Origin of the sequence: Staphylococcus sp. GDX8P80P (genome assembly GCF_017893095.1) — a bacterium.
Lineage (GTDB): Bacteria > Bacillota > Bacilli > Staphylococcales > Staphylococcaceae > Staphylococcus > Staphylococcus borealis.
Genome location: NZ_JAESMI010000030.1, coordinates 1 through 22,054 on the forward strand (window position 1 = coordinate 1; position 22,054 = coordinate 22,054).

Sequence of the window (22,054 nt, forward strand, 5' to 3'; positions counted from 1 at the left end):
AATTATACGGACTTTATCGATTAATATGAATATCTTTCATTCAAATCTATTATATTATGTGAACACATATTTTTATAGCAATTTATTAATATGATGTAAAATTGTTATTATTTTTTAGAATATTTATTAACAAACTTTATACTATCTTAATATTTTATAAATATAATAATAAACTGATTTTTCAAACTATAAGTATTTAAATTGAATGAATGAGTAATCAAGGAACATCGTCATCGGAATAGTACGTATATAAAAAAGCAATCACGTTAACGAAAGTCTAATCAACGTGATTGCTAATGTATATGAAAGTTATTTAGCGTTATATATTAACGTAATAAAGTCTTGAATGATTGTAGTCAGATGTCTATCATTACGATAAACGAGTGATATATAACTTGTCGTTGGGGCGTTAGGCAATTGTTTACTAATAATATTAGGATGATGACGAATGGCGTTTTCACTCACTAAACTTAAGTAATTGGAATCTTTAATCGTTGCTAGAATACTGCTAATGCTATTTGTTTCCATATGGACATCTAAGTTGATAAAGTTCTTTTTTCGCCATTCATTAATGCTGTCTCGAGTTGAACCACCGTTATGTATAATGAAACGATAGTTATTAATATCCTCAATCGTACATTGTTTATTTTGAGCTAGCGGGTGACGTTTATCCATAGCAAGTATTAATGGGTTGTCGTGAAGACGCTTAACTTGAAGTTCACTTTCGTTAAACCCTTTTTCGGCTATGACAGCAATATCAATTTTACGGTTTTTGACTTGATCAATAATGACTGGTGCGGTATCTACCGTTAAGTTAATGTCTATATTTGGATGTTCATGCATATAGTTTTTAAAGGTTGAGGGCAAAATACTATAAATCGGTGCATGACTAGCTCCCACTCTCAATGTACCTCGTTTAGATTGCTTAAAATCCTCCATCATATCTGTTGTTTCTTCAATTAAATTAATCATTTTAGTCGCATTTCGATAAAGTAATTCTCCGGCTTCAGTCAGGTTGAAATGTTTACCTTTCTTGAAATAGAGTGGTAAACCGCATTCTTTACTTAAGTTTTTTAAATGAAATGTTACTGTTGGTTGTGTGATGCCGAGCTTTTCAGCGACGGCGTTTTCATTTTGTGCTTCAACGAAATGTTTAAAAATGTGTAATTGCTTTGTATTCATAAATTGATTCCCCAAAATATATATTTTGTTTATACTATTTCCTATAATAAATAAAGAATTTTGAGGACACGTTAATAATTTGTTTAAAGTTAGTTAAACAGTGGTTTTATATTAGTATGCATGTAGTAGGTTAGGAGAGAAGGCATATGAAAGAAAGGATACTGGTGGTTTCTGATATTCATGGACATCGGAAAGCGCTTGTCTCTCTTTTGAAAGCAGTAAATTTTAATGCTAGAAAAGATCAACTGGTTTTAATGGGAGATTATGTTAATAATGGTCCTGACTCATTTGGTACTTTAAAGTTAGTGAAACGGTTAAAACGTCGAGGTGCACGCGCGTTAGCTGGAAACCATGAGATGCGTTGGTTGGAAAGTAATGATAAAAAAATTAAACGATGGCATAAGTTTTTAAGAGAATTGTCTACGATTGAGGTTATCGATGATTACATATTTGCGCATGCTGGCATTGATACGTCAAAGCCTTTAAATAAACAAATTAAAGAATACACAACGGGGCATTATAATCACAATTTAAATAGAAACATCCCTAAAAATAAATACTTGATCCATGGTCATATCCCTAATTATCGCTATGGACTTAAAAATGATGAGTTATATCAAAAGAAAAATATATTAGATATTGATACAGGTGCAGGTCATAATAAATTCTTATCGCTTATAGATTTAACGAATGCGTATCAATATTCTGTTAAGGTCACAGATATGAGTAGTATTAACACGAAACGTATTAAATTATAAACATTTGTGATTAGTCAAAAAAGAAAAGCTTGTATTAGATTTCAATAAACAGAAGTATAAGTTTTAAAATAAATGTTATATAATGTAGTGGAATATTAATAAAAAAGGGTGACATGCGTGGATAAGCATAAACAACATTCTAAATTCAGTTCGTACTTAAAAGTGTCATGTTCAGTATTGTTAATGAGTGGAACATTCGTAGGATATGGATTTACAAAGGATAGCTTTGCGCAATCAAATGACCATGCTAACAACACTTCAAGCGAAGTAAAAACGGTTCAAGGCCAACTTGATTTAGCGATAGATAAAGCGAAGACGAAAATTGACCGTTTAAAACACTTAAAAATGAACGAAATTAAAAGCTATAAACAAGATATTGAAGATGCACGTAACCAATCTGAAATAGATCAAATTGTAAGGGATGCACAAGCAGAAAATCGTATATCTGACGAAGCAAGTACTGAAGAAGCGGATAACAACGAAACACCTTCAACGAACAACGCACATTCAACGTCTAAACATTCGTCAGTGAATGAAGAAAATCAATTAGATGAATTAGATAAAATCATCACAGATTTAAATACTTTATCTGAAAAGGTTGATACTAGTCAACAAAATAATGATTTGGAGTCAGAAGAAACAGTTAATGATCATGAACAGTTAAGTAGTGATCAATCATCAACGTCTGGAGATTCAAACCATTTAGAAAAAGAAAGTGATGATACGTCCGTCTTAGATAAATTAGATGATGTGAAAAATGATGTCGAATCAGTCAAAGACAATCAGCATACATCAGTGGAAGATACTGAAAAAGATATAGAATCTACGACGCAAGATACCCAATCAGCAGCATCTTCTTCAGAGAATACGGCACAATCTCATTCGGATGGACGTGTTATAAATGATGTTAAAGAAATGGATAAAGAGGATGTCACAAATCATCACGCAAACACGAATCATTCAGAAAATGATGCGCTTAACACATTGAATGATAAGTTATCAGCTACTCAAAAAATTGACCAAGCTATTTCAAAAGTAGAAGGTGCACAAGACAATACAACTGAGCGATATAGTAATCATAAACTTGAGCAATTAAGACAACTCGAACAGCAAGTAAAACAAAACCAAAATTTGACAACTAAGCAGAAACAAAATGTTGAAAATGATATAACAAGTGTTCGACAAGATGTTAAAGCAAATCGAGATACAATTCTAGATCGCCTAGAACAATCGAAAGATAAACGAGCAACAGTTGACCAAATCATCGGAAGTGTCTTTAGTAAAAATGAGGCACAACATATAGCTAAAGAGATTAACACTAAAGGCCAATCAGATAAGCAAATTACAGATCAAGTGATGAAACAGCTAGATCGTTTGAAAACGACGACAAGCGATGACATCTTAGCATCCATGTTCGACCAAGCACCAGATAAAGAAGCGTTAATTAAAACATTACTTTCAACGCGTTTAGGCAATAGTGAGGCATCACAAATTGCGAAGCGACTTGCTAAAGCACAACTGTCTAATTCAGAATTAGTCAATAAAGTGAAACAAGAAATCAATGCACAACGAACAGTGACTGCAGATGATATTCTGAAAGATGTTCTCGAAAAATCATCAGACCGTAAACAAACGATTGAAACGTTGTTAGCGACAAAGTTAAATCAGTCACAAGCAAAAGCATTGGCAGATATCATTGCTAGAGCACAAACAGGTAAAGCAAACACGTTAGATTTAGTGAAGATTGCATTAAATGGTACTGCGAGCGATTTACTTCAACTACAAAATCAACTCGACAATGCCAAAAAGAATTTAAACTATATCTTAGCACCGATTACACAAAGACCATCATTACTTGATCGTATTAATGGTACTTCAAATCACCCTACATCTAACTCAAACCTTCTTAACCAAGGGTCTCATGTATTAGATGGATTAACTGGTGGCAGTTTATTAAATGGCCTTAATTCAGGTGGTCGTCTTTTAGATAATATTGAAGACATTCCTAATCCAGTACAAGGGTTATCTTTAGGACATTTAGGAAACGACGATGGCTTTTTAAGTGGCTTATTTGATGATGATGGTAATTTATCTTTACCTAATACTGGGGAAGTAGTTAAGAAATCATGGTTACCGATAACCATGCTATTAGTGATAGCGGGTGGCACATTGATTTGGTTAGGTCGCCGCAAACGACAACACACAAAACATTAAATATAAACTTATATTGTAAGTTACATTGCACATGTAATGTAGCACGAGCTAAACTGAGAAAATGCTTATAGCAAGCTTTTCTCAGTTTTTTTATGATTATAAACGAATTTAATAGAGCATGAGGAATGTTGACCCTGACTTGCGCATTTCAATAATGAAAAGATGGATTAGAAAAAAGAAAGCGTTTGCACAATTTAGCAAAAATAGCAAGCGAATTTCGAGAAATTATTGGTAAAGTTGTGTGAAATAATTATGAATTTATCTAAAATATTTACACTTTTATATATATTCATATTGATTGTAAATTGCATTAGACATACACTAATAGTGGAAAAAGAAATTGATAACTTTTTCACAAAGTCACTTATTTGACATATTTCAACAAAGTATAAGTTTTAAATGTGTAAGCATTTTCATAGATAAAAAATACTTGAAGGGGTTGAAACGCATGACACATACTAATGACGTAACTAACAGCACAAGCAAAGGACGGAAAAAACGATTCTCGCTTAAGATGCCCGGCGCATTTACTATTTTATTTATTTTAACTGTAATTGCGGTTATGGCAACGTGGATCATACCGGCTGGTGCTTATTCTAAGTTATCATATGATGGCGGTGCGCAAGAATTCAAAATTGTTGATGCGCATAATAAATCAAAAACAGTCCCTGGAACACAAGAGCAATTAGATAAATTAGGTGTAAAAATTGATGTAGACCAATTTAAATCAGGTGCCATCAATAAACCTATCTCAATTCCTGGAACATATGAACGATTAGATCAAAATCCTGCTGGACCAGACCAAATTACATCAAGTATGGTCAACGGTACGATTGAAGCCGTAGACGTAATGGTGTTTATTCTCGTATTAGGTGGACTTATTGGTGTTGTACAAAAGAGTGGTTCATTCGAATCAGGACTCTTAGCACTGACTAAAAAAACAAAAGGTCATGAATTCTTACTTGTATTCATGGTATCTGTATTAATGGTATTAGGCGGTACGCTTTGTGGCATTGAAGAAGAAGCGGTAGCATTTTATCCAATACTTGTTCCAATCTTTATTGCAATGGGATATGACTCAATCATATGTGTTGGGGCAATCTTCCTTGCGAGTTCTGTGGGTAGTACATTCTCAACTGTTAACCCATTCTCAGTTGTTATCGCATCAAATGCAGCGGGTACAACATTCGTTGACGGTTTATACTGGAGAATCGCGGGCTTAATCGTAGCTACAATATTCACAGTAGGTTATTTATACTGGTACGCTAAAAAAATCAAAAAAGATCCAAAAGCATCATATACTTATGAAGATAAAGCTAAATTCGAAAAACAATGGTCAGTTATTAACGATGATGGTGCTGAAAAACCATTTACATTACGCAAAAAAATCATTTTAATTTTATTCATTCTACCATTCCCAATTATGGTGTGGGGCGTTATGACACAAGGTTGGTGGTTCCCAATCATGGCCTCAATGTTCCTAGCATTTACGATTGTAATCATGCTAATGGTTGCATTAGGTAAAGATGGACTGGGCGAGAAAGTCGTCGTCGATGCATTTGTTGAAGGGGCATCAAGCTTGGTAGGGGTATCACTTATCATTGGCTTAGCACGTGGTATCAATATGATTATGAATGATGGCTTAATCTCAGATACAATCTTGAACTTCAGTTCATCACTTGTACAGGGTGTAAGTGGACCAATCTTCATTGTAATATTGTTGATTATCTTCTTCTTCCTAGGTTTCATTATTCCATCATCTTCTGGATTAGCAGTACTCGCAATGCCAATCTTTGCACCACTTGCTGATACAGTAGGAATTCCTAGATTTGTAATTGTTACAGCATATCAATTTGGTCAATATGCAATGCTCTTCTTAGCACCAACAGGATTGATTATGGCAACATTACAAATGTTAGACATGAAGTATTCTCATTGGTTGAAATTTGTATGGCCAGTCGTTGCCTTCGTATTTATCTTCGGTGGTGGCATGCTAATCACTCAAGTATTAATTTACTCTTAATAAATGAATTAAAAAGGTGGTTCACCCGGGTAGGGTGCACCACCTTCTTTGTGTAACAGTTTATTTACTCCATCCATTGCAACGTTATTTTGGTTCAATATAATGTAAGGTTTCAGCTGTGTTTGCATCAATAGTGCGATATGACACGATGCCTAAACCTTTAACGTTAGATTCTGAAATGACGATTGAGCCATCACTGTTTACTTTTTCAACGAAAGCAACATGACCATATACGTCATGGGCGCCAGCTTGTCCTGCTTCAAAGACAACGGCACTATGAGTTGAAGGTGTTTGACTGACATCATAGTTATCACGTTCTGCGCGATTATCCCAATGATGTGCATCGCCCCAGTTACCACTGACTTGCTTACCAAATTGTTGCACACGTTCGTATACATACCAAGTACATTGACCTTGAGGATATGGTGAAGACGTATCCGTCACTTCGAATGATTTAAACCCACGACCTGAAGTATCTTTGCCACTCGATGTTTGTTTAGCATATTGATCTAAATCAGGCATTGTTTTCTTATCAAAATCTGTTAAGTGATAGTGCTTGATTAAACTGTTCAATTTAGTAGCATAGTTCGGATCCGTAGCATATGTACGACTTAAATGCTGTGTTGCATCACGATAATCTATAGCTTCACTCTTCCAGGTAGGTTTATAGATTGTGGCATTACCATCAATACCATGTTTCATTAAATCAGCATAATCTTCCAATGATGTCTTCGTATTTGGGTATTTTCGGAAACCGGCATTAATGCTAAACATACTTTGATCACTGCCAGCTTCTAGAGTATTAAAGTTAACAGATTGTCCTTTATAACTCCCCTTAATTCCGAATAAATTATAATTTGGCGCTTGTGCTAAAGCACTATTACCTGAACTCGACTCAAGAATAGCCTGTGCAATCATAACTGAGGCATAAATATCTTTGTCTTGACCAATTTGATGTGCATCTTTAGCAATAGATTTAATAAAGTCACGTGTACCTTTGTTTTCAACTACTGCTATGTCACCGTCAGTTACTTCATTACCATTAAATTGAGGTAAGGTTTGGAAGAGGTTAGTTGAACGTGTGTTGCTTTGTTTAAAGTCATCTTCAAATGATTGTGCGGGTGCTGTTTTATGTTCAAGTTCGTCTTTAGTTGGTAATTGTGGATTATTAGATGCCGTCGTATCATCATTATCTTGTTCATCTTTAGACGTGTCTGATGCGTTATCTTTTTTAGATGATTCGAAATTGTGATGCGTCTTTTTAGCATCTTCACTGTATTGATCCAGTACAGAATCTAAAGCGGATTCAGTTAAAGACTTACTATCAGAAGATGAGGCATGATTAGCGTCATCATTAGTACGAGTACTTGCATCATCCGTAGTAGATTCATGTTGACGGTCAGTGTTATCTACATCATGACTTGCTTGATGATCTGTGTCATCATCTGTGGTATCAGAAACGAAATCATCAATAGCATCTAATACTTTGCTGACGCTCGCATCATCTTTATTTTGACTAGCTGCTGATTGTTGGTTCGTCACCGTGTCATCTTGTTGTTGTGTTGAATGGTCTGTTTGATTAGCGTGTTCATCGTTTGGCTTCACATCTTGATGGTCACGATGGGCTGTGTCGGCATCGTGCTCATCTGTGATATGGTCGTCATCTGTTGATTCACTAGAACTTGCGGGTTGTTCATAATCTGAAATATCACTGTCGAAATGGAATAGTGATGCAATTAAATTTGTTAAACTAAATCCATTTTGATATAAATCAGGATTTAAAAAGTTAGATGAAAACAAGCCGCTAGATTGTGCTTCGTCAAAAATAGGAGAAAGGGGTGTACGGTAAGTATCCTGTTTGTCTTCATCACGCGTTTGATGACTACGAGATACGTTTTTGTTGTCGTCATCCCTTTTTTCTGATGACGTATGTGTAGATTTATTTTGTTCTTTATTATTATGTCTCTCTGACGCTTCTTTAGTTGGTGTCTCTGAAGAGGGACGATCTGATTGTTTGTCATTTGATTCAGACGTTTCATTCGTATGGTTATCATCTACATCTTCAGTATCATAAGTTGCTTCTTTTGATGTAGTGGATGCTTGTGTCTTAGCATCTGCTTGTGTGTCTTCAGCATGGGCAATGCTAGTTGTAAATGTTGGTAATACTAGCGTTGTAGTTAAAAAATAGATGATAAATTTATGCTTCGACATGACGCGCTTTTCCTCCTATCAAATAAATTATGGTGGTATGCGAATATATCAGAATTTGATATAATACTTATTATGGTTTTTAGTTGACCACTATCAACTAATTTCTACTTTACTCAATAAAAGTATTATACTAACTCTATAAAGAAAAAAACAATGCTTAAAATCATTTTGAGATAAAATCTTAATATTTCATTTTTAGGAGTGTGAAAATGAAAAACGCACTAAAACTATTTAAAACGGACTTGAAACGTGTGGCTAAGACGCCAGCAGTTTGGATTATACTAGCTGGTCTGGCAATATTACCATCTTTTTATGCGTGGTTTAACTTATGGGCCATGTGGGATCCATATAGTCATACAGGTCATATCAAAGTCGCTGTTGTGAACGAGGACCGAGGCGACAAAGTTCGCGGTAAGAACATTAACGTGGGTAATACGCTTGAGAATAATCTTAAGAAGAATGATAAATTTGATTGGCAATTCGTTAGCCGGGAAAAGGCAGACCATGAAATCAAAATGGGGAAATACTATGCCGGCATATACATACCGAAAGAATTCTCACATCAAATTACTGGGACATTGAGAAAGAAACCGCAAAAAGCAGATATTGAGTATAAAGTTAATCAGAAAATTAATGCGGTTGCACCGAAAATGACAGATACAGGTTCAACGGTCATTGTTGACGAAGCTAACAAACAATTCAATGAGACAGTAACAAAAGCGTTACTACAAGAAGCAAATAAAGTAGGTATTCAACTGGAAGATGAAGTGCCTACAATTAATAAGATTAAAAATGCAGTTTATGCAGCACATAATTCATTACCAGAAATTAATAAAATTGCAGATCGTATTGAATATTTGAATGATCATCAAGATGAGCTTGATAAATATGCTAATCAATTCCGTGCGTTAGGTAATTATAAAGGTGATGTTTTAGATGCACAACAAAAACTGAATGATGTAAATGCGGCCATACCATCATTGAACGAGAAAGCAAAACTCATCTTAGCACTTAATGAATATATGCCAAATATTGAGAAATTGCTAAATGTAGCTTCTAATGATATACCAGCACAGTTCCCTAAAATCAATAGAGGTGTAGATATTGCTAGTGAAGGGCTTGATTTAGCACATTCACGTCTGAACGATGCACAAGGATATCTTACAGCTGCGCAACAACGTGTAGGCGATTATCAAGAAGCGGCCAATCGTGCACAAGAGGTAAATAATCAAGCTAATAACAACTTGCGTCAACAAAGTACATCGGGATTGCCGCACTATGATGTTCAGAAGTTGAGTACGGATAGTAGCCAAGACACTGTAAACGATAATCAAATTGTGTCAGACAAAGACGTGAAGTCGATGAACAGTGCGCTTGCAGAAGCTTTACTCACACTTTCTAGTCATTCTGATACTCAAGCGAAAGCGACACAGTCAGACATCAATGCTTTGAAAACTATATCCTATGGCGTCATCGGTTCTAATCGACCAACTGAATTTAATGAGATGTTACGAAATTTAAAAACACGTCTTGAAAACAGTTCGAAAAACAACCAACAACTGATTGACGTATTAAAAGAATTAGAAAAAAGAGAACATGTCGATTTATCATCACAAATCAAACAAGTAGAAAGTGCGAATAATCGCATCAGTGATACATTGCGTTCAACGAATCAACTTATTGATGCCTTGAAAAATGGCAGTTCAGGAAAAGCAGAAGCGGTTAATGTGTTACGTTCATTACCAGATTTAAATAAAGCGTTAGGTAACTACCGTGACTTTATTAAAAATGACTTAAACAATCGTTTGTTAGTCGTATCTAATCAAATTACGCAAGAATTAAATAAAGGTCAGAATACGCTATCAGACGTTCAATCTAAGTTAAATACAATTAATCGTGTTATCATTGCGGGTCAAGATATTGTAGCGGATGGGCAAAATCGCATTGCTAATATTCAAAGCGAATTGCCGGCTTTAGAACAAACATATATTAATGCGATGCAAACGGCACAGAACTACTTCCCGACTGTAAAAGCGGATGTAGCCAATGCAGCAGACTTTGTTCGTAATGATTTACCTGAGTTAGAGCAACAACTTGCTAATGCGACAGCAACTGTAAATGCGAATTTACCGACATTGTTTAATAAGTATGACAATGCAGTTGATTTATTAAATCAAAATCAACCACGTGCGAAAGAGGCATTAGCTAACTTAGCGAATTTCTCTGAAAATCGTTTGCCGGATATTGAAAAAGATTTAGACAAAGCAAATAAAATCTTCAAGAAATTAGACGAAGACGATGCGGTGGATAAAGTCATTGATGCGTTGAAAAATGACTTGAAGAAACAAGCAGATGTGATCGCCAATCCAATTCATAAAAAACAAGTGGATGTCTTCCCAGTTAAAGATTATGGTTCAGGTATGACACCATTCTATACCTCATTATCTATATGGGTAGGTGCCTTGCTATTAGTAAGTTTACTGTCTGTAGATAATAAACATGAATCACTGAGAGACGAATTGACGAAACGTCAAATTTATTTAGGTAAAGGTGCATTCTTTATCATGATGGGGATCATTCAAACACTGATTGTAACCATTGGGGACTTAGTGATTTTGAAAGCACAAGTTGAATCACCGATACTATTTATCTTAGTTGCATTATGTGGTGCGATTGTCTTTAACACAATAGTGTATACATGCGTATCATTACTTGGTAACCCAGGTAAAGCAATCGCAATTATTTTATTAGTACTACAAATTGCCGGTGGTGGGGGTACTTTCCCAGTCGTTACAGCACCTAAGTTCTTCCAAACCATTTCACCATATTTACCGTTCACGTATGTGATAGATTCATTACGTGAAACTGTAGGTGGCATTGTACCGGAAATATTAATCACAAAAATGCTTATCCTAGCACTATTCGGATTAGGATTCTTTATTCTAGGTATCTTAGTCAAACCAGTGTTAGATCCAGTAATGCGTAAAATTTCTAAACGTGTAGATGAAAGTAAAGTTACTGAATAGACGCAAAAATGATATTTAGATAATAGGAAGTGACTGGGACAAAATTTCTAGCAAAATAGGGAGTGGGATGACGAATTTAAAAAGAATTCTATCCCACTCCCTTCTTTATTCACTTATCCTGGAACTTTATACCCAGACGCTTTGTTAACATCTATTTAGCGTTAGCTCACTCAAATTTTATTGGTTTGTACCATTAGAATTATTTGTTTTAGGTGAACTACTTGAACTTTGTGTTGAACGACTTTGAGTTGTTGTTTTGTTCTGAGTGTTCGGTTGAGAGGTTGCCGGTTGTTGTGTCGATGGTTGTGTACTTGGTTGTTGTGTTGTTTGTGTTTCTTTCGTCTTTTTCTCTGAAGTAGCACTTTCTGAACTATTTTGTCTAGAACTGTTTTCTTTTGTTTTAGATGATTGTGTTGCCGAGTTATTTGGTTGTGTCGAATAATTTTGTTGAGTATTTACATTATTGTTTGACGCTGGCTCTGATTGTGCATTTTCTCCATTATCAGACGCATTAGATTGTGATTCAGTTTGCGTTTCACTTGTTTTATCTTTTTTATCTTTTTTATCATGTTTCTCAGTTTTATGGTCATCGCTCGAATTTGAATGTTTAGTACCAGTTGCTGCAAAAAATATTGAAAAGCCTAAAGCAACAATAAGTAATAAAATGACGATACCTGCCAATACTTTTTTCAAGGTGTATCCTCCGTCCTTAATTCATTTCTTTATCTTATTATAATAAAACTTCATAAAATAGATAGTATTAACACAACTTTATAATATTAAATTTTGTTTACTAAAATTTTTGATAAATAGGTCTTAAGTACAGTGAATGTTTGTATGTATTGTGCGATAATATAAGTGAAGTGTAATTCTAATATAGAAAGAAGGACTAACATGAATAAAGTAGTTAAAACTATTGCCTCAACAACATTAGCATTTGGAACACTTTTAGGAGTGAGTAGCGCAGTACTACCAGTACAAGATACTGCCCATGCAGCAACTCAAACGAAAGGGTATTATTACGCTTATAATGGTTACGTTGATAAAGATGCTAAATTCTTAACAGATAAAAACTTTATTAACGCAATTAAGCATGACAACATTAAATTTAACGGTATTAAACTTGCTAAAACGAACAGTACAACAGTTAAAGAGAAGTATAATCAGAAATTTACTGGTGTAACGAGCGACGGTAAAAAAGCGAATAAGTTACAATTTATAGTTAAAGGTGATTTAACGTATAATCAACTTAAAAAAGCATATGGTAAAGATTTGAAAAAAGTAAAAGGCAACAAAAATGCCAAAGGTAGCGGTATTTACGTATACAAACCTAATAAAAATGGTTTAGCGGCATCATTCGTACTTAATGAAGGCAAAGTTGTAGAAGTAGATATTAGTTATGCAGGCTTTACAACAAGTAAATAACTTTAGATTTGGGAGTGGAACAACACAGTCGAAAGGAATGTGGTTCTACTCCCTTTATTTCAATTTAGCTAAAACGCAATACCTGGTTCAGTGATAAGCATCACTCATTGCGTACCACACTTACTCCACATTACAAATAACCGCAAAGTCGAGTTTCATTGTTTGTGAGCCATTCTCATTACTAATGGTGATACATCGATTCAATGAATCAATCCGACGTATATAGGCTGCAATGGATTGAATATAGCCATTTCTCCAATAACTAATCATTGCTAGTTGATGCTGTGTGAATTTATAAGTCAGTTGACGATTAATCATTTCAAATTGATCGTCTGATAAAGAAGGCATGGCAATTTTATTCTGTTCCTCAATAAAGTCATTCAACCGTTGATATTGTTCCGGCATTGTCGCAAACGGCGCCCACTTCACCATGCCACGTCCTTGAGGAATATTAGCGTCTAAATATTGTCTTGGTATTTTACGATAATCTGTTTCATATTTATATTCATCTGGCGCATTAGGATTTGGAATCATGTTAACCACCTCAACATCATTATAGAACATATGTTCGTACTTTGGAAGAGGTTTTCCACAATATAAATGAATTTTATATTTATGGCGGAAAAGTAAAAAAGACTATATAAAAGAGCCATAAGTTTAACAAAGGGGAAGTAAACTTATGGCTATAGTCATTACATAATATAACTTTTTGTGAAGGAGTTAATGGGGATGTTACTCCTACATTTAGTATAACATAATTTATATAAAAACATTATTTAACGATTTGTGAAATTTAATTTTGTATAATTTGTAACATTCACATATTAAGCACAAATGATCTTTCCTTATCAAAGAATATAAATTGTATAACCACTTTGAATAGCGTATGATATGTTTAGTTATAAAGAAAGAAGGCTATTCATTTGAGAAAATCAACGCAAACATTCGTCACTGCAACCTTGGCATTAAGCACATTATTCGGTGTAGGTGTTACCGGTACATTAACGGAAACATCTATCGCACATGCCGAATCTAAAACGATGTCAAACACAGCGACTACTAAAGCCAATGCGACATCTGCCTATTACAATTATAAAGGGTATGCGGGTCAAGACGTATCTTTTGTATTAGATAAACATTTTAAAAATGCAGTAAAAGCTGAGAATGTCACATTTAATGGTGTTAAATTAAAGCCAACATCATCGACTAAAAATGTTAAAAAATATGATCAATATTTCAGAAATGTATCTAAAGACGGTAAAACAGCATCATTACTAGATTTAAAGGTGACTGGGCAATTATCATTAGACCAATTAAATAAAGTTTATGGTAAAGACTTACAAAAAATTGATAATCATAAACATAATACAACGGGTATTTACTACTACCAACCCAATACAAAGGGAATGACAGTTTGGTTTGATGTAGAAAAAGGTAAAGTGGATCGTGTAGTAATGGGCTATAGTACCGTGAAACAAGCAATGAAAGAAACGAAATAGCATAATGGTGACGCTCCGAAAGTTGAGTAATAATGCTCACTTTTGGAGTTTTTTTGTGAAAATAAATAAAAATTATAGCAAAATTCATGAAATAGCCAACATCACGATATACGAAAAGATGATACGTTAAAGGTAAGAATACATACAGCTTTATGCTGTATAGGGGTAGAGGAGTTTATAATATGAAAAAGAGTAAACGTCTAGATCTCATCGAAACGGTAGTTAAGAATAATCGATTTAATAAAAAAGAAGAGATTGCAGATTATATTGATACACATTTTGGCGTACGTTATAGCATCACTACAATTTCAAGAGATTTAAAAGAATTAAAGATATTCAAAGTCCCAGCAGTAAGTAACCAATCGTATTATAAAAAGTTAGATAATACACAACAAATGGATGCTAAAACGAAACTACTTCATTATTACGATAATGAAATTCAAAGTATCATCATCAAAGATAGTTACATACTAATCAAAACCTCTCCTGGATTTGCACAAGGTATAAATTATTTTATTGATCGCATGAATATTGCAGAAATCCTTGGAACAGTGGGGGGCAATGACACATTAATGGTACTTACAAATTCAGAGGAAATGGCAAAATATGTTCACTATAAACTGTTTAATCATAAATATTCAAATTAATGCATAAAATATAATGTAGATTTACGTTTTGATGTTATCTATAATAGTGTGTGAAACGCTTAAAATATAATGTTCACATCTTGAGCGTTCATCGTGTTAAACGTGAAATTGATAACTGTTTATAAATACAGAATGATGCATAAAAAACTTTTTTGGTTAGACATCAGCATGTCAACATGAATGAAATATACATAATAATCACTAATTACCTAACATTATTGTATATTCAATCAAAAATATGCATTGAATAACCAAAAAGCATGAATTAACACACATTTCGAATGTGAAAACAATCACATAATTAAATCTGAAAGCGCTTTATACTCTAGTTGTAGATAAATAAAGGAGGAAATGAATATGACTCAAGGACCTATCCAAGTAAACAGTGAAATCGGCAGATTGAAAACAGTATTACTCAAACGACCTGGTAAAGAACTAGAAAATTTAGTACCAGATCACTTAAGTGGCTTGCTATTCGATGATATTCCTTATTTAAAAGTGGCACAAGAAGAACACGACAAATTTGCACAAACACTTCGTGATGAAGGTGTAGAAGTTGTTTATCTAGAAAAACTAGCAGCTGAAGCCATTGCAGATAAAGATGTGCGTGAACAATTTATTGACGATATTCTTGCAGAATCTCAAAAAACAGTCTTAGGACATGAAGCTGAAATTAAAACATTCTTTGAGACATTATCAGACCAAGAATTAATCGACAAAATTATGGCTGGTGTAAGAAAAGAAGAAATTGAACTTAAAACAACACATCTCGTTGAATATATGGATGATAGATATCCATTCTATTTAGACCCAATGCCTAACCTTTACTTTACACGTGACCCTCAAGCATCAGTAGGTAGAGGTATGACAATCAACAGAATGTATTGGAGAGCACGTCGTAGAGAATCTCTATTTATGACATATATTCTAAAATATCATCCAAGATTTAAAGATGCAGATGTACCGGTATGGTTAGACAGAAATTCACCATTTAACATCGAAGGTGGCGATGAGTTAATTCTTTCTAAAGATGCTTTAGCCATTGGTATTTCAGAGCGTACATCAGCACAAGCGATTGAACGCTTAGCACGTAATATATTCAAAGATGAATCTACAACATTCAAAAAAGTGATTGCGATTGAAATTCCAAATAGCCGTACATTCATGCACTTAGATACAGTATTCACAATGATTGACTACGATAAATTCACAGTGCATTCAGCAATTTTCAAAGAAGAAAATAATATGAATTTATTTACAATTGAATACGATGAAGCCAAAGACGACATTAAAATCACACATTCTAATAAACTACGTGAAACACTTGCAGATGTACTTGGTGTTGAAAAAATCGAGTTTATTCCAACAGGTAACGGTGATGTTATCGACGGTGCACGTGAACAATGGAATGACGGTTCAAATACATTATGTATCCGCCCAGGTGTAGTTGTTACTTACGACCGAAACTACGTATCAAACCAATTACTTCGTGACAAAGGTATTAAAGTACTTGAAATCACAGGTAGTGAGCTTGTTCGTGGACGTGGGGGCCCAAGATGTATGAGCCAACCATTATTTAGAGAAGAAATTTAAAGTATTTCGAGCAACTATAAGGACTTATTTTGAAAATACATCGCTGAGAAAGTGATGTAGCAATATAACACAAGGAGAAGGGTTTGAAGCAAAATTACCAATCAATTGAATAACGATGCTTCAAGCCCTTAATTTAAAAATAATCCTCCTTAGAAGGGGAAATGAATTATGAATGAATCAGACACAAACAAACTTGGTAAAACGTCACTCATTGGTTTAGTCATTGGTTCTATGATTGGTGGCGGTGCGTTCAACATCATTTCTGATATGGGTGGTCAAGCCGGTGGTTTAGCAATCATGATTGGTTGGATCATCACCGCAATTGGAATGATTTCACTCGCATTTGTCTTCCAAAATCTCACTAATGTAAGACCGGACTTAGAAGGCGGTATTTACAGTTATGCACAAGCTGGATTTGGTGACTTTATTGGTTTCTCAAGTGCTTGGGGCTATTGGTTTGCTGCTTTTCTAGGTAACGTAGCCTATGCAACATTATTGATGTCAGCGGTAGGTAACTTCTTCCCAATCTTCAAAGGTGGTAATACACTACCAAGTATTATCGTCGCTTCTTTCTTGTTATGGGGTGTGCACTTCTTAATACTTAGAGGTGTTGAAACCGCAGCTTTCATCAATAGTATTGTAACTGTTGCAAAGTTAATTCCTATATTCTTAGTCATCATTTGTATGATTGTAGTATTTAATTTCGATACATTCAAAGCAGGATTCTATGGCATGACAAGCGGAGGTACAGGTATATTTAGTTGGGGCGATACAATGTCTCAAGTGAAGAGTACAATGCTTGTAACCGTATGGGTGTTCACTGGTATTGAAGGTGCAGTGGTATTCTCAGGTCGTGCTAAATCGAAAAAAGACGTAGGTACTGCTACCGTCATTGGACTTGTTTCAGTCCTCGTTATTTATTTCTTAATGACCGTCTTAGCACAAGGTGTCATTCAACAAAATCAAATTGCTGATCTTGCAAGTCCATCTATGGCACAAGTGTTAGAACATATCGTTGGTCATTGGGGTTCAGTCCTCGTTAACATTGGTTTAATCATTTCTGTATTAGGTGCATGGCTTGGTTGGACATTATTAGCTGGTGAGCTACCATTCATAGTGGCCAAAGATGGCTTGTTCCCAAAATGGTTTGCTAAAGAAAATAAAAATAAAGCACCTATTAATGCATTATTAATTACAAATATTTTAGTACAAATATTCTTAGTCAGCATGTTATTTACAGATAGTGCATATCAATTTGCATTTTCACTAGCATCAAGTGCGATTTTAATTCCGTATATGTTTAGTGCCTTTTATCAATTGAAATATACAATTGAACATAAAGGACACGCTACAGTGAAACAATGGGCAATCGGTATTATTGCATCTATCTATGCAATATGGCTTGTGTACGCTGCAGGTATTGATTACTTGTTATTAACCATGTTGCTCTATATCCCTGGTCTATTTGTTTATCGTTTCGTACAACGTAATAATCATAAACCGTTAACGAAAGGTGATTATATCTTATTTGCAGTCATCATCATACTTGCAGTGATAGGTATTATTCGCTTAGCGATGGGTAGCGTTTCAGTATTCTAATAAAAAGTTTTAAAAGGTTTAGGAGTGTATCTCAATGGCTGGAAAGACATTTATCAACAACAGAGATAATGATTTAAGTGAAGGACTCAAACAATTAGCGTCTTACTTAAATATTCCAACAGGTGTCATTCAAGCATTCAAGAGTGAGTGTTTCATACGACATTACAATAAAGGACAAATCATATATTATTCATCTGATCAACCGACATATGTGTATTTGTTACTAGACGGGATTGTTTTGCGTGAAACAATAAATGAAGATGGAGACGCTTATCGTAAGCTGAATAAAGCGCAAGTATTATTTCCGTTAAATCATCTCTTTCGGAAAATGGAATTAAACGAGATGTGCACAGCTATTACACCATGCAATGTAATAGGAATACCTAAAGATATGTTGGAATATCTTTGTAAAAATCATGACGACATATTTGTTACACTGTTCGAAAAGTTAAATAACGAACTTGAACTTCTAATGGAATACAATATGGCATTAACTACAAAATTGGCGAGAGAGCGCATTGAGAAAGTACTATATTATTTATGTCATGCAATAGGATGCGATCATGATGAATTTTACGAAATTAATCATATCATGACCATTCAACTACTAAGTGATTTAGCAGGTATTTCACGTGAAACAACAGGCCATATTGTACATGAACTAAAAGAAGAGAAAAAATTAATAAAAAATGGCAAAAATTGGATGATTATAAAGTAATACAATAAGACACAAAGACCCCTTTATATAAAAAACGTTTATATTAAACTACCAAAACCGATATAAACACAATTGCTACTTTGAATCCAGGACTTAAAGTTCCTGGATACATAAGGCACCTCGTTCATTGAATTAAATGATGCGAAAGGTGCCTTATTTTTTTAAGTATTCTAATATGAAATGATATAGAAATGCAAAGTAATTTGGTGAGATGATTGAGAGAATCGCGCTTTGGTGACACCTTTGTCGAAAAAAGTGTAAAATGGATATAATGATTTATTATTAGAAGGGATGATAATGAATATGGCACTCATGACAATCAATTACTTCTCACCAGCTTTAGGTATGCAACAATCGTTTGTAGCAATCATTCCAGAAGACGGGAGTTTCTTCGACGATACATCATCGCCGAAATCGTACCAATCATTGATGCTACTGCATGGATTATCAAGTGATGCAACATCGTATACACGTTTCACAAGTATTGAGCGATATGCAGATGAACATCAATTAGCCATTATTATGCTGAATGCAGATCATAGTGGTTATGCGAATATGGCGTACGGTCATAGTTATTATGACCACATATTGGAAGTGTATCACTATGCGCATAAGTTACTGCCATTATCGACACAGCGTGAAGATAATTTTATTGCAGGACATTCAATGGGTGGGTATGGCACGATGAAATTTGCATTAACACAAGGCGAACTTTTCGCTAAAGCATCACCATTGTCTGCAGTCTTTCAAGCACAAGGACTAATGGAACTTGATTATACTGATTTCGCACCTAAAGCAATCACTGGGGAAGATACCAATATCAAAGGGACTGAACTCGATACATATCATTTAGTTGATGAAGCCGTTGACAAAGGCTTAACTCTACCTGAGTTATTCATTCAATGCGGGACAGAAGACTTCTTATATGAAGATAACCAACAATTTATGGCCTACTTGGATGATAAAGGGATAGACTATCAATATGAAGAAGGCCCAGGTGAACATGATTATGCCTTCTGGGATAAAGCGATAAAACGTACAATTGAATGGTTAGTGGAAGCATAAATAGGACCCAAAATGATTTCATCATTATACGAAGATGGCGCCAATAAAGTGCTGTCCTCGAGACTGAGACATAAATAATATGATCATGCTACTTTGCCAATTTGCAGTAGCTGACTGAACTGAGATATCGCTTAAATCAAGCTTTTCTCAGTTCTAGTCATCCTTGCGGGCGGAGTCCTAGCAAAGAGAATTTCGCTAAGAAATTCAACAAGCAAAGCAAGCTAGGAGTCGGGGCCCCAGCAAAGAGAATTTCATCAAGAAATTCAACAAGCAAAGCAAGTTGGGGTCGGGGCCCCAACACAAAAAATCACGAAAGTGATTTTACAAGCTAAGCAAGTTGGGGATCGGGGCCCCAGCAAAGAGAATTTCACTAAGAAATTCTACAAGCAAAGCAAGCTGGGGTTACGACGAATTTAAAAGAATCCTGATCCACACCCTATTAACTGTTGAATATCTAACTTGAGTGATTGACAAAAATGTAGCGACAACCTATCATAAATAATGAAAACGGTTTCATTGAAGGTGGGTACTATGGCGACAATTAAAGATGTAGCTCAGAGAGCGGGATTATCCATATCGACGGTTTCAAGGTATATGAACCATCATCCCTATATTTCTGAGGAAAAGAAAATTAAAATTCAACAAGCGATGGATGAACTGGATTATGTTCCGAATTCAATCGCAATGCAATTGCGCTCTAACAAGTCTTATACGATTGGCATTATTGTACCTAGAATTACGAATCCGTATTTCGCATACTTAATAGATGCAATTGACAAAGAAATTAAAGATACGCCATATCATACGTTAATCATGCAGACATATAATCATAAAGATGAAGAGTTACGGTTATTAAATATGTTTAAACAGAAGCACATTGCTGGCGTGATTATGGGTACGCTTGAGAATGATATAGAGGTTTTAGAACCGTATACGCAATATGGTCCTATCGTATTATCGGCGGATCAATCAACTCAGTCAGATAAAGTGAAAATCATACATACCAATCAACGTCAAACGACGTATGATGCCATTCAATACTTAATTAATAAAGGCTATCGTCATATAGCGTATTGTACAGATAACCATTACTATGATCATTGTTTCAATAAGCCTAGAAATATTGGGTTTAGAGAGGCAATGAAAGACAATGGTTTAGACATTAGACGAGAGTGGATTTTTAATAATGTGCATACGATTGAAGACGGTGAACGCATAGGGGGAACATTGCTAGAACAGGAGATGTTGCCTGATGCTATATTTACTGGCAGTGATGAAGTCGCATTAGGGTTAATTCATTTTTTAACTGAGCATCACATTGATATTCCTAATCAAATCGCGATTATGGGATATGATAACCAACCCATTTCTAGTTTATTGAAGATTCCTTTATCGACAGTGAATCAACCAGTTAATGACATTGGTAAGCAATTGATTCACTATTTATTGGCATTGCTTGAAGATACAACATTTGAAAGTAATCATGACGTATTAAAATTAAATATCGTAGAACGACAAAGCACATAAATAAAGCCTTCCATTTCGAAGTTTAAACGAAGTGGAAGGCTTGTTTTGATTTATTTAATTATTTCAATTGTGAATGGAACGACGTGGGATGTATTCTATTAATAATAAAAACAATCCAAGGACTCACAAATTTTAAAAAAAGGAAAATATTTATAACTCTCTCTCGACTTTCCAATAGATAATAAATAAATACCATACCATTACTACCAACTCTATGCCTAAACCGGCCATAATGATTAAATCATTGTTTCTCACTATACCTACAATTTCAATCATGAGTCCGATAATTCCAAACAATATGATCACCCATAAGTATTTTAAAGAATAGATGCCATATTGTTTTTGTGCTTTAATCCAATTGCGATCATTGGCCATGGATTTCTTTGTTCGATAACCGTACCAACCGTTGCGCTCGGTAGGTGGATGGCATTTAAAGATGTAACCAAAGCACCCCATAATGATGCTTAGTGGTAATAATATCATGTTATAACTCCCTATAATAATTAATAAAAATATACAATTAAATGATATATTAAACTATTTTCTTATTCAAATTGCATCGAAATA

Annotated in this window: 17 protein-coding genes; 12 read left to right on the forward strand and 5 right to left on the reverse strand. The window is 34.6% G+C overall.

Annotated features, from left to right (window positions below; translation table 11 throughout):
- Nucleotides 1-309: 309 nt before the first annotated feature.
- Entirely contained in the window at nt 310-1,182 is an 873-nt protein-coding gene (locus tag KA858_RS04070) for a LysR family transcriptional regulator (RefSeq protein WP_210135073.1), read from the reverse strand.
- A gap of 146 nt (nt 1,183-1,328) precedes the next feature.
- Between KA858_RS04070 and KA858_RS04075 the strand changes: the two genes are divergently transcribed.
- From KA858_RS04075 to KA858_RS04085, 3 genes are all read left to right on the forward strand, one after another.
- Entirely contained in the window at nt 1,329-1,940 is a 612-nt protein-coding gene (locus KA858_RS04075) for a metallophosphoesterase (RefSeq protein WP_210135074.1), read from the forward strand.
- Nucleotides 1,941-2,057: 117 nt separating this feature from the next.
- Entirely contained in the window at nt 2,058-4,154 is a 2,097-nt protein-coding gene (locus KA858_RS04080; protein ID WP_348634752.1) for an LPXTG cell wall anchor domain-containing protein, read from the forward strand.
- Nucleotides 4,155-4,602: 448 nt separating this feature from the next.
- Nucleotides 4,603-6,177: a YfcC family protein gene (locus KA858_RS04085; protein ID WP_053029023.1), complete on the forward strand. Its 1,575-nt coding sequence runs from the start codon at nt 4,603-4,605 to the stop codon at nt 6,175-6,177.
- Between the two features lie 84 nt (nt 6,178-6,261).
- Here KA858_RS04085 and KA858_RS04090 read toward each other — a convergent pair whose 3' ends face one another.
- Nucleotides 6,262-8,388 (reverse strand): amidase domain-containing protein, encoded by a 2,127-nt coding sequence (locus KA858_RS04090; protein ID WP_210135075.1) that lies wholly within the window; start codon nt 8,386-8,388, stop codon nt 6,262-6,264.
- A 209-nt stretch (nt 8,389-8,597) separates the two neighbouring features.
- On the opposite strand from KA858_RS04090, the gene KA858_RS04095 reads away from it, so the two are divergent.
- The gene (locus KA858_RS04095; RefSeq protein ID WP_210135076.1) at nt 8,598-11,414 is read left to right on the forward strand and encodes a YhgE/Pip domain-containing protein; all 2,817 of its coding nucleotides are present in this window, start codon (nt 8,598-8,600) and stop codon (nt 11,412-11,414) included.
- A gap of 177 nt (nt 11,415-11,591) precedes the next feature.
- Here the strand turns inward: KA858_RS04095 and KA858_RS04100 are convergent, their stop codons facing one another.
- Nucleotides 11,592-12,107: a hypothetical protein gene (locus KA858_RS04100; protein WP_210135077.1), complete on the reverse strand. Its 516-nt coding sequence runs from the start codon at nt 12,105-12,107 to the stop codon at nt 11,592-11,594.
- Nucleotides 12,108-12,308: 201 nt separating this feature from the next.
- Here KA858_RS04100 and isaB (KA858_RS04105) point away from each other — a divergent pair, with 201 nt between their 5' ends.
- Nucleotides 12,309-12,839, forward strand: coding sequence for an immunodominant staphylococcal antigen IsaB family protein (gene isaB / locus KA858_RS04105; protein ID WP_075108817.1), 531 nt, complete (start codon nt 12,309-12,311; stop codon nt 12,837-12,839).
- A gap of 120 nt (nt 12,840-12,959) precedes the next feature.
- Here the strand turns inward: isaB (KA858_RS04105) and KA858_RS04110 are convergent, their stop codons facing one another.
- Complete coding sequence (locus KA858_RS04110) at nt 12,960-13,373, reverse strand: YolD-like family protein (RefSeq protein WP_075108818.1); 414 nt, start codon at nt 13,371-13,373, stop codon at nt 12,960-12,962.
- Between the two features lie 389 nt (nt 13,374-13,762).
- On the opposite strand from KA858_RS04110, the gene isaB (KA858_RS04115) reads away from it, so the two are divergent.
- The 7 genes from isaB (KA858_RS04115) (at nt 13,763) to KA858_RS04145 (ending at nt 21,487) form a co-directional block, all read left to right on the forward strand.
- Nucleotides 13,763-14,338 carry an immunodominant staphylococcal antigen IsaB family protein gene (gene isaB, locus KA858_RS04115; RefSeq protein ID WP_210135078.1) on the forward strand — a complete coding sequence of 192 codons (576 nt, stop codon included), beginning with the start codon at nt 13,763-13,765 and terminating at the stop codon, nt 14,336-14,338.
- 182 nt (nt 14,339-14,520) lie between these two features.
- Entirely contained in the window at nt 14,521-14,985 is a 465-nt protein-coding gene (locus KA858_RS04120) for an arginine repressor (protein WP_053029001.1), read from the forward strand.
- A 357-nt stretch (nt 14,986-15,342) separates the two neighbouring features.
- The gene (gene arcA / locus KA858_RS04125) at nt 15,343-16,578 is read left to right on the forward strand and encodes an arginine deiminase (RefSeq protein ID WP_053028999.1); all 1,236 of its coding nucleotides are present in this window, start codon (nt 15,343-15,345) and stop codon (nt 16,576-16,578) included.
- 168 nt (nt 16,579-16,746) lie between these two features.
- Nucleotides 16,747-18,177: an arginine-ornithine antiporter gene (gene arcD / locus KA858_RS04130; protein WP_107630042.1), complete on the forward strand. Its 1,431-nt coding sequence runs from the start codon at nt 16,747-16,749 to the stop codon at nt 18,175-18,177.
- A gap of 34 nt (nt 18,178-18,211) precedes the next feature.
- Nucleotides 18,212-18,895: a Crp/Fnr family transcriptional regulator gene (locus tag KA858_RS04135; RefSeq protein ID WP_053028994.1), complete on the forward strand. Its 684-nt coding sequence runs from the start codon at nt 18,212-18,214 to the stop codon at nt 18,893-18,895.
- Between the two features lie 303 nt (nt 18,896-19,198).
- Complete coding sequence (locus KA858_RS04140) at nt 19,199-19,960, forward strand: alpha/beta hydrolase (RefSeq protein WP_210135103.1); 762 nt, start codon at nt 19,199-19,201, stop codon at nt 19,958-19,960.
- Nucleotides 19,961-20,491: 531 nt separating this feature from the next.
- On the forward strand, nt 20,492-21,487 hold the full coding sequence (locus tag KA858_RS04145) for a LacI family DNA-binding transcriptional regulator (protein WP_210135079.1): 996 nt from the start codon (nt 20,492-20,494) through the stop codon (nt 21,485-21,487).
- A gap of 150 nt (nt 21,488-21,637) precedes the next feature.
- Here KA858_RS04145 and KA858_RS04150 read toward each other — a convergent pair whose 3' ends face one another.
- Complete coding sequence (locus KA858_RS04150) at nt 21,638-21,970, reverse strand: SdpI family protein (protein ID WP_210135080.1); 333 nt, start codon at nt 21,968-21,970, stop codon at nt 21,638-21,640.
- Nucleotides 21,971-22,054 lie beyond the last annotated feature (84 nt).

Coding starts and splice junctions, on each gene's coding strand:
- KA858_RS04070 (WP_210135073.1), bottom strand. CDS start 1,182: ATGAATACAAAGCAATTACACATTTTTAAACATTTCGTTGAAGCACAA.
- KA858_RS04075 (WP_210135074.1), top strand. CDS start 1,329: ATGAAAGAAAGGATACTGGTGGTTTCTGATATTCATGGACATCGGAAA.
- KA858_RS04085 (WP_053029023.1), top strand. CDS start 4,603: ATGACACATACTAATGACGTAACTAACAGCACAAGCAAAGGACGGAAA.
- KA858_RS04090 (WP_210135075.1), bottom strand. CDS start 8,388: ATGTCGAAGCATAAATTTATCATCTATTTTTTAACTACAACGCTAGTA.
- KA858_RS04095 (WP_210135076.1), top strand. CDS start 8,598: ATGAAAAACGCACTAAAACTATTTAAAACGGACTTGAAACGTGTGGCT.
- isaB (WP_075108817.1), top strand. CDS start 12,309: ATGAATAAAGTAGTTAAAACTATTGCCTCAACAACATTAGCATTTGGA.
- KA858_RS04110 (WP_075108818.1), bottom strand. CDS start 13,373: ATGATTCCAAATCCTAATGCGCCAGATGAATATAAATATGAAACAGAT.
- KA858_RS04120 (WP_053029001.1), top strand. CDS start 14,521: ATGAAAAAGAGTAAACGTCTAGATCTCATCGAAACGGTAGTTAAGAAT.
- arcA (WP_053028999.1), top strand. CDS start 15,343: ATGACTCAAGGACCTATCCAAGTAAACAGTGAAATCGGCAGATTGAAA.
- arcD (WP_107630042.1), top strand. CDS start 16,747: ATGAATGAATCAGACACAAACAAACTTGGTAAAACGTCACTCATTGGT.
- KA858_RS04135 (WP_053028994.1), top strand. CDS start 18,212: ATGGCTGGAAAGACATTTATCAACAACAGAGATAATGATTTAAGTGAA.
- KA858_RS04140 (WP_210135103.1), top strand. CDS start 19,199: ATGGCACTCATGACAATCAATTACTTCTCACCAGCTTTAGGTATGCAA.
- KA858_RS04145 (WP_210135079.1), top strand. CDS start 20,492: ATGGCGACAATTAAAGATGTAGCTCAGAGAGCGGGATTATCCATATCG.
- KA858_RS04150 (WP_210135080.1), bottom strand. CDS start 21,970: ATGATATTATTACCACTAAGCATCATTATGGGGTGCTTTGGTTACATC.